At 42.9% G+C, this 8,198-nt stretch carries 10 protein-coding genes; 4 read left to right on the forward strand and 6 right to left on the reverse strand.

The window, feature by feature from the left end; all coding sequences use genetic code 11:
- Positions 1–378, forward strand: a 378-nt coding sequence (locus YWE_RS30995) for a hypothetical protein (RefSeq protein ID WP_036016656.1), incomplete at its 5' end; no start/stop codon positions are given.
- A gap of 247 nt (positions 379–625) precedes the next feature.
- Here the strand turns inward: YWE_RS30995 and YWE_RS29195 are convergent.
- From YWE_RS29195 to YWE_RS0120130, 6 genes are all read right to left on the reverse strand, one after another.
- Entirely contained in the window at positions 626–937 is a 312-nt protein-coding gene (locus tag YWE_RS29195) for a helix-turn-helix domain-containing protein (RefSeq protein WP_084167148.1), read from the reverse strand.
- Between the two features lie 200 nt (positions 938–1,137).
- A complete protein-coding gene (locus tag YWE_RS0120110; protein ID WP_029096106.1) occupies positions 1,138–1,587 on the reverse strand; it encodes a hypothetical protein in 450 nt (149 codons plus the stop codon).
- A 173-nt stretch (positions 1,588–1,760) separates the two neighbouring features.
- Positions 1,761–2,309 (reverse strand): 3'-5' exonuclease, encoded by a 549-nt coding sequence (locus YWE_RS0120115; RefSeq protein ID WP_029096107.1) that lies wholly within the window; start codon positions 2,307–2,309, stop codon positions 1,761–1,763.
- Positions 2,310–2,407: 98 nt separating this feature from the next.
- Positions 2,408–3,304, reverse strand: coding sequence for an AAA family ATPase (locus YWE_RS0120120; RefSeq protein WP_029096108.1), 897 nt, complete (start codon positions 3,302–3,304; stop codon positions 2,408–2,410).
- A complete protein-coding gene (locus tag YWE_RS0120125; protein WP_029096109.1) occupies positions 3,304–3,792 on the reverse strand; it encodes an HORMA-1 domain-containing protein in 489 nt (162 codons plus the stop codon). Before YWE_RS0120125 ends, YWE_RS0120120 begins: the two co-directional genes overlap by 1 nt.
- The gene (locus tag YWE_RS0120130; RefSeq protein ID WP_029096110.1) at positions 3,789–4,733 is read right to left on the reverse strand and encodes a CBASS oligonucleotide cyclase; all 945 of its coding nucleotides are present in this window, start codon (positions 4,731–4,733) and stop codon (positions 3,789–3,791) included. Before YWE_RS0120130 ends, YWE_RS0120125 begins: the two co-directional genes overlap by 4 nt.
- 170 nt (positions 4,734–4,903) lie before the next feature.
- Here YWE_RS0120130 and YWE_RS0120135 point away from each other — a divergent pair, with 170 nt between their 5' ends.
- From YWE_RS0120135 to YWE_RS0120145, 3 genes are all read left to right on the forward strand, one after another.
- Positions 4,904–5,803 carry a helix-turn-helix transcriptional regulator gene (locus tag YWE_RS0120135; protein ID WP_029096111.1) on the forward strand — a complete coding sequence of 300 codons (900 nt, stop codon included), beginning with the start codon at positions 4,904–4,906 and terminating at the stop codon, positions 5,801–5,803.
- 29 nt (positions 5,804–5,832) lie between these two features.
- On the forward strand, positions 5,833–7,350 hold the full coding sequence (locus tag YWE_RS0120140; protein ID WP_029096112.1) for a phosphorylase family protein: 1,518 nt from the start codon (positions 5,833–5,835) through the stop codon (positions 7,348–7,350).
- Between the two features lie 359 nt (positions 7,351–7,709).
- Positions 7,710–8,198, forward strand: a 489-nt coding sequence (locus tag YWE_RS0120145; protein ID WP_029096113.1) for a DUF932 domain-containing protein, incomplete at its 3' end; no start/stop codon positions are given.

An 8,198-nucleotide genomic window follows, 5' to 3' on the forward strand; every position in this document is an offset into this window, starting at 1 on the left:
ATATTTGGTGAGAAAATAAAAAAATATAATGACCGTATAGCATCACTCTCATTAGGCATAGATGCTTATCGTAATGCATTAATTGATGTGGAACAGACAAATATAGATAAAGATAAATTATTAAAGTTAGAAAAAGTTGATGCCTATACTAAATGGATGGTAACGGATAGTGGCGGTGTTGAAATTATCTCTAGTGGCTTAGAGTCTCACTATGGGGATAAAATAAATAGTATTACATTCAATAAACCCAAAGAGGCTGTCGCGCTAGCCTATGCGGATTTCAGAGAAGACCGAATCCCAACAATGTACATCAATGCCATGAAAAACAGTGTACAAAAAGACTATGATGCATTTGTATTATCGATATCAAAAAAGTAGGTTATCTCAATGTAAATGAGAAATTATCAATAATTATTAATGAGTGAGTACATTAATGGCGACTGTTTAAACAGTCGCCAAACTCAATAATAAAAGACGTCTTTTATTTAGGTTGGCTGTCTCTTAACTTCTGAAGAACCGTTGGGAACAACAGCCATTTTCAACAGGCTCCAGGCCCACAGGCTTCGATCGCGATCGAAGCCTGCATCACGATGTAGTGGTTAACTCTGCCTCTCATCAGATAGGGTCAGTCACCGTGCATTGTCCAATATCCGAGTTTCTTTGTCACTTTCCGTCCCTTCTCTCGTATCCACTGTTCATGACTCGGTGTTCGTTGATATTCAAATAAATCACCGATATGACATTCAAAGTAATGGCATAGTTTTTCTACAACGGAGAAATCTACCTGAGCGGCCGTTTCTTTATAAAGCATGGTAATGGTACTACGCGGTAGTTTTGTCGCCCGAGAAACATCCGCAATGGTGACCGTGCTGTCAATGAAACTGCCGCTGGCCGCATTATAGAGCTCAACCTCACTGGTAACGGAACTGCCACCCATAACGAGAATCAAGGCATTGCCGACAAGGAGATCTCCCTAGTCTATCGCTAACAGCCAATATCTTTTATAAACTGCTAAAAAACAATATGTAGAATATAAAAATAATATTACATATCTATCAGTCATTCTCTGGCAGTTTTTTCATAAAAGTAGTAATACTTAATTTAAAAAATAAAAGCCGAACATAAAATAGCAGAAAGTTATAATGCTTTGATAATAAATGGCATAACTGCAAGTATTAATCCTGCAATGCCAACTATAACAAATGAAATACGAAAACATTTCCCATAAGTCCAGATAGACCTTATACCTAAGTTTAATGAATTGTTATCCTTGTCTTTGGTTATTATTCTTAATTCCGTATTAATAAATTGGCTTTCAAGATCGTACAAGGCCAATTCAGCATTTTTTATTAGCATCGATACACGCTGATCCAGCTTCCAAAAAATAAAAGAGATAAATGAAACAAATATACCCATTAAAGATGTGAATAGTGCGTATTTCCCTCCCTGTTGAAGGGTGAATCCAATGCCTGCTGCCAGAAGACCTGTAATCGCAATGTAAAAGTTGAAAACAGTCATTCTTTGCTGAGCATGCAACTCGAAATATCGCCAGACATGTTCGTTAGCACGATTGAATTCTTCATTCATATTTAAGTTTCTTAAATCCAATTTAATAGATGATAAAAAAAGGCAAGTCTCAGAGTTATCAAAAAATCGTTGAGTTAAGTTACCTTTTCAACAGTAAATGCTTAAGTTCACATATGTTTTGACAATCTAAAATTCCCCATCTAAGAATCAGCACAAGAAGTCAAATATAAGTTTTATTTTCTGCTCAACTCATAGATAAGGCGAAAGAGCTCTGCTTGGTATCGGGCATCATGTAACGCATCATGATCACCAGAGCTTTCTGGCTTGACAACTTTTGCTATCTCACTAGAACGTGTAGATCTCCACGAGACCTGAGATGTTCCGAAATACATTGATTTAATGTCCAGTGCGGCAATGCCGAAAGGGTTTTCACCCAAGTAAGTGTGGAAATAATAATTGATAAAGCTCCAGTCAAATGAGGCATTGAAACCAACAAAAACTACAGTCTCATCATTACTGACAAATGAGTTAACCCAGCGTTTAAGCTGCATCATTGCATCAGCAGGCTCTAGGCCATCGTTATGCAACAGCTCAAGTGATAAGCCCGTCACTTCCATCGCTTCTGGAATAAATTCATCCGATATCGGCTTGAGATAACATGAAAAATGAGTTGATGGATCAAATACCACGCATGCACCAATGGATAACATGCTGTACTTACCCGGAACCGGGCCTGAAGCTTCTACATCGACCGAAACAAATATTTCTTTATTGGTTTTCATATAACGTCCCAAGGTAAGCGGTGCACATTGAGCTATCAAATGCACCTGAGCTTGAATAATTTTTCTGCTGTTAAATCAGGCAGCCTGGATTTCTAGCATTATTTGTCTTCCATAACAGGAGAGGGCCGCATTACTTTTAGCGGTTCCATCAAGTCATCAAAGCTCAAAGGCCGTGCGGGGAAAGCCCGAGACATTGCTGCGGGATAAAGGCGGGTGCGAATGTCAGAGTATGTCCAGGCTGGTTGATTTCCCCGCTCACCCGTCGCCGCAGCCAATTGACGACATTGAACGTCTGATAACCCCATCCCTTCAAGGTCCATACGAAAGAGCGCCTCTCGTTCTGTAGCTCCAGGGCGGGTGAACTCTTCTACTATAGCTGCTCGCCTGCGAAGAGCTGCATCCAGAACTGAGAGTCGGTTGGTGCATAAAATCACGACTACACGTCCGCCAAATTTACGTAAATCATCCACGCCCTGAATTAGGGTATTGACCGCTACTTTATCTTCATGGTGGCTCTGACTTTGGGAGCGAGAAGCTGCAATTGAATCGCCCTCGTCGATAATCAGTATGGCTCTGCGATTTTTCCCCGCGGCCTCTGTGACTTCTGTCCATGCCTGAGTCAACAGTGTCCCCATTTCTCCCACTTTTCCGGAACCGCGAACCCGGTTGCTGAGCTTAAAGAGAGCGGAATCTTCAGTGCGTGACTCACGAACAATACGATTTGCAATGCACTCGGCTGTTGCCGTTTTACCTGTACCAACATCACCATGGAAAATAACAAGTGGGTACTGCTCAGCTACGAGCTTGCAGACTGGCAAAACGCCCTTATGGTGTTTTTTGCTCCACTCAAGAAGTTGTCCCTGATTAAGAAGCAGGCTGAGTTGGTTATGGACACTCTGATAGCGATTTTCAAACCCAAGTAGAACCTTCTCTCGCTCCGTCAACTCGTGCTGTGGCAAATCAATCACTGACTCAAAAACACTGCTCTTGCTCATCAGTTGTAGTCCTTACGTTGCATACCATAACCATTGCTGGAATATTCACGGCCGCCCTTCTGGGTCAAACCAGAATGGTTAATGTCGTCACTGCATGGCGACCAGGATATATTCATCTTGCTTGAAAGCTTTTGTTTAGCAGCCGGATCGTAAGTGTTCAGGTAAGTCAGAACAATTCGCAGATGAGCACCCTTAATTTTCGGCCAACGGGCATCGCCTGGCCTCTCATTTGCCAGACCTCCTAAATCGTTAACATAAAACCGGGTTGCTCTCTGTTCAACGCCATTGCTTATGAGGGTTAAATCGACATAATTCAGATAGCCATTTTTTGCCAGAAGTTCTATGTCATGGGCCCACTCACGTGCACGATTTTCAGTGACTGTTCCGGTACTGGCAGCAATCATTACCAAGTCAGCAGTGATGCGCCTCATTACTGCTTCAACGTCTGTTGTGGTATAAGTTGATGTTTCTGTAGAGGAATAACTCATGCTGCATCCTCCACTTTAAAGGCGCGGCCAAATAATTCCTTCCAGAGATCAAAATCTCCTCCAGTAGATGCAAAATTCGCTGTTGCCCAACTTTCATCTGCAAGCCGAACAATCTCTTTTCTCTCATCCTCGGTAATACGACTGGTAACGTTATTCGTATCGCAGACAGGATCCAGTATGACAACAGGATCTGTGAATGCCGGTACAGTGCTATTTTCCGGGAATGTGATAAATTCCTGTAACCCTGATTCAGCAATGTACAGAAGGAAATCCCGAAACCGTTTTTCAAGTGACCCATCCTTTCCATTGACTTCCAATACATGGGCCATGATCAGTTCAATATGAAATGACTTAAGTGGACATTCCACATTGGTACGCCAACGTTTAGCTAAGCGCACCAAGGTACGAAAGTCTGGGTCAAGATCTTTGCGATCCTTAACAAACTTGATCTGGCAGGGAGCACAGGTCTCTGTCTTCGAACCATCAAAACGGTCAAACTGCCAGCCGTAACCTTCTTTATCCGGATTTTCGATTACGGGTACAATATCGACATCCAATCCGGTTCCGACAAAGGAAACTGTCGCTGCCTTACGTTGAATCTCGAAATCCTCTACAGCTTTATTGGGATATACTTTCACCAAGGCTTCATAAATTTTTTCACTCAGGCTTGCGAATGACTCCTCTACAACTTTCTTTCCGCTAACATAAAACACAACATCCACATCGACCTGACTGTCCGAGGTTTTGCGTAAAATAGTGTGTTTAGCAAAAGAACCGGCTTTGACAACACGCTTAATGGTGATTTTGTCTTGTTCTTTCAATTTCTTGCGCAATGCTGAGATAAGCCGATCTACCTGAGCATTGTAGGTTTCACGTTTATCCTTAGGCAAACGCAGCACATTACTGTCGTAGTACCGGATCTGAGTATTGGTTAGCGACATTCACATCCCTCCAGAAATCATTGATAAAAATTGCATCAGTCTTCCCCAGTATCTTCTGAGGTGATGGTTGCACCTTACCGCTCAATAGCGTAGCATTATTATACGATTAATTTCTATACCCGTCTACTTTTTATATTGTATCTATTTTTTATACGCTATTGGGAATCAAGATGTCAGATAAGTTCAGAGAAGGGGATGAGCGAGTAAGCCAGAAAGGACGGCTGGGAGCACGATGGGGCCAGGAGCGTCGGCTTGAATTCATTGACTATCGGCTTCGGTGGGACGGGCAAATCAACCGTAGTAGTATCACTGACTTTTTTGGTATTTCAGTGCCTCAAGCTTCGCTGGATCTTAACGAATACGCAAAGTTAGCCCCTGATAATCTTCAATACGATATGCGTGCCAGAGTGTATCGTTCAACTGGGTTGTTCAAGCCAGTCTTTACGGCTAGTTCTCTGGAATGCTATCTGAATGACTTGTTGCGCGTAGCAGTTCAACCCGAAATTCAATTTGGAAGCTTTCTGGGATGGCATTCTCCTGTTGCCGCTGTTCCACGACTTTTACGCAGGCTGGACACGGATGTAGTGAGTCAAATATTGCGAGCTATACGAGAGTGCGAGGCCGTTCAGATTATTTACCAATCGATGAGTGACCCTGAAGGCAGCGAGCGCACACTTACACCTCACTCATTGGTCCATGATGGCTATCGCTGGCACACCAGAGCATGGTGCCATAAACGTAAAGAGTTTCGGGACTTTTTATTATCGCGGATTATACAGGCTCAGAATGCTGGCCCAGATAAAGAACGAACTAATTGTGATACTGCGTGGAATACTTACATCAAAGTTATTCTTCTTGCCCATCCTGGACTGAGTCCTGCCCAGCGGAGCCTAATTGAAACTGATTACGCAATGGTCGATAGAGAAATTCATCTGGAATGCCGGCAAGCGCTACTGCACTACCTTCTCTTCCAACTAAACCTGACCGATGCTCAATCAAATCAGGCTCCGGAAGCATTGCAGCTAGCATTAAAAAACAAGGATGAAATCTATGCCTTGCTCAAACGATAACAAGTAACAAATCCTCAGGAATAATTGCGATGGCAAATACTAATAACGAATACGTTCTTATCGCTGGTAGCATCTCACAAAAAACAGAGAAACCATATATTGACCGAGCGCATAGCTTCGTTCGAGCACTTACGAAAAGCATTCTTGATGCGGAGGTGGGTTTGGTCGTCTACCTAGCAGGGGAACCTGTAAATGAAAACGGGGATCCCCTAACCTTCGACTGGACCGTGATAAATGAAGCAGAGAAGTTGATGGAAAATTATACGCCAGCTCAACAACTCCGAATCGTCACTTCACGTTCAGCAATGCAGGAAAAGATGTCAGAGGAGAGACGAAGGCTTATTCGTAAACTCCAGGCAGCTAATCTTGCTGATGTAAGTTATTTGGATGATGATCTCATAACTGGTGGAAATATAGGGGATGAGCAGGTTGGTGCAGCCACTGCCATGATTGCATTAGGTGGTGGGAAAGGCGTTTCCGATCGTGCACGAAAAATGCGCAAGGCTAAACATCCCATATTACCGTTTGACTTACAGCTTGGTGGAATTTGCGGGGATGGAGAAGGTGCTTTAGGCCTATATGACCAATTTTTCAGAGAACCGCTGACAATGTTTCCTTGTACGGGAGAGAACGTAAAAAAACGTCTTGATACTTTATCATTGCAAGAGCCTTGTTATGAACTGGAGCAACTATCAGAAATCTCAATTGGACTACTCAAAGCTGAATGGGTGACAAAACAATCATTACAGACTCCAGATGTGTTGATTCTTACAGCATTACCGGTTGAACTTGCTGCTGCTAAAAAAGCTTTTGATATCGATGATAATATTCCACCTCGCGTGACATCAAACGGAATCCATTTCTGGCCCACAGTGATCCAACGTTCAGATGGTCCTATAACAGGCATAGTGGCATCATTTTCCGGAGCCGGAAATGTAAATGCATCAGCCATTACCACCATTTTATTGTCCGAGTTCAAACCCAAAAAAGTCATCATGATGGGAATTGCTGCAGGGTCGAGAGATAAAATGGTGCTGGGTGAAGTCATCGTTTCTGATCGTATCGTCTATTATGAGAGTGCAGCTGCACTGGAAGGTGGGGAGCTTGCCTACAGACCTGAAATATTACGTCCCCACATGTCAACACAGCAAAATCTCAACACCTATTTTGCAACATCATCGCTATTTGCACGTCTCGGTGAACGAGCGCAGGTTATGGGATTTGAGATGCCAGCAAGCTCTCAGGCTGGCAATGTAGCCGCAGGAATAACTGTTTCCTCTGCCACCATCGCATCAGGAGAGCTTCTCATAAGGGATCCTGCTCTGCTGAAGAGTTTTAGATCGCTTCATGACAAAGCCTATGTTGCCGAAATGGAGGCCTATGGGGTGTTTGATGCCTGCGAGAAGCAGAGAGTGCCAGCTCTGATTGTGAGGGGTATCAGTGATTTCGGCGACGGCACTAAAGACGACGCTTTCCATACAATCGCTTCAGTAGCTGCAGCTATCATCACAAGTGATTACTTAATTTACGGATGGCAACGTGCATGAGTTTGTTAGCTTTGTAACTTATGACGGTTTATATGAAAATTCCATCTTTATGATTTGAAATGCTGGAGTGCCCCGAGCCCGCAGATAAATCTGGTACTTCAGATTTCGCCATGACTTCAGCTTTAAATTCCTTAACCTTTACCATGTAAGTCACAGACTGGCCTACTCTTAATACATTAGTACACAGTAGTGTTTGTAATGTCTGCTTGTTGCTGCGAATGAAACTGTCAAATTTAATGAAGTTCTAATTATTGAAACTGACAAAGCAAGTTAAGATTTATTTAACTCACTTACAAAGAAAATCAGCTCTATATCACAAATGCGAAATATCAATCGTATCTTTTTATGGAGCTTCCTATATGACCCGTTTAGCCTCACGTTTTGGTTCAGTAAACCTTATTCGCCGTGACCGACCATTAACCAACGATGAATTAGCCCGCCATGTTCCCAGTATTTTCTCGGAAGAAAAACATCACTCCAGAAGCGCCCGATACAGCTATATTCCTACCATCACCTTATTAGATAACCTGCGTAAAGAAGGCTTTCAACCCTTCTTTGCCTGCCAGACTCGTGTTCGTAATCTCGATAAACAAGACCATACCAAACATCTGATTAGGCTACGCCGTGAAGACCAAATATTAGGAAAAGAAGTCCCTGAAATAATCCTGCTCAATAGTCATGATGGATCGAGCAGTTACCAAATGCTTCCTGGTTTTTTNNGNNNNATTTGCACCAATGGCCTGGTCTGCGGTGACACCTTCGGTGAGGTTCGAGTACCACATCTTGGACCTGTCATTGACCGTGTGATTGAAGGTGCCTATGAAGTATTAGGTATTTTTGACCACGTT

The organism is Budvicia aquatica DSM 5075 = ATCC 35567 (assembly GCF_000427805.1).
Taxonomy (GTDB): Bacteria; Pseudomonadota; Gammaproteobacteria; order Enterobacterales; family Enterobacteriaceae; genus Budvicia; species Budvicia aquatica.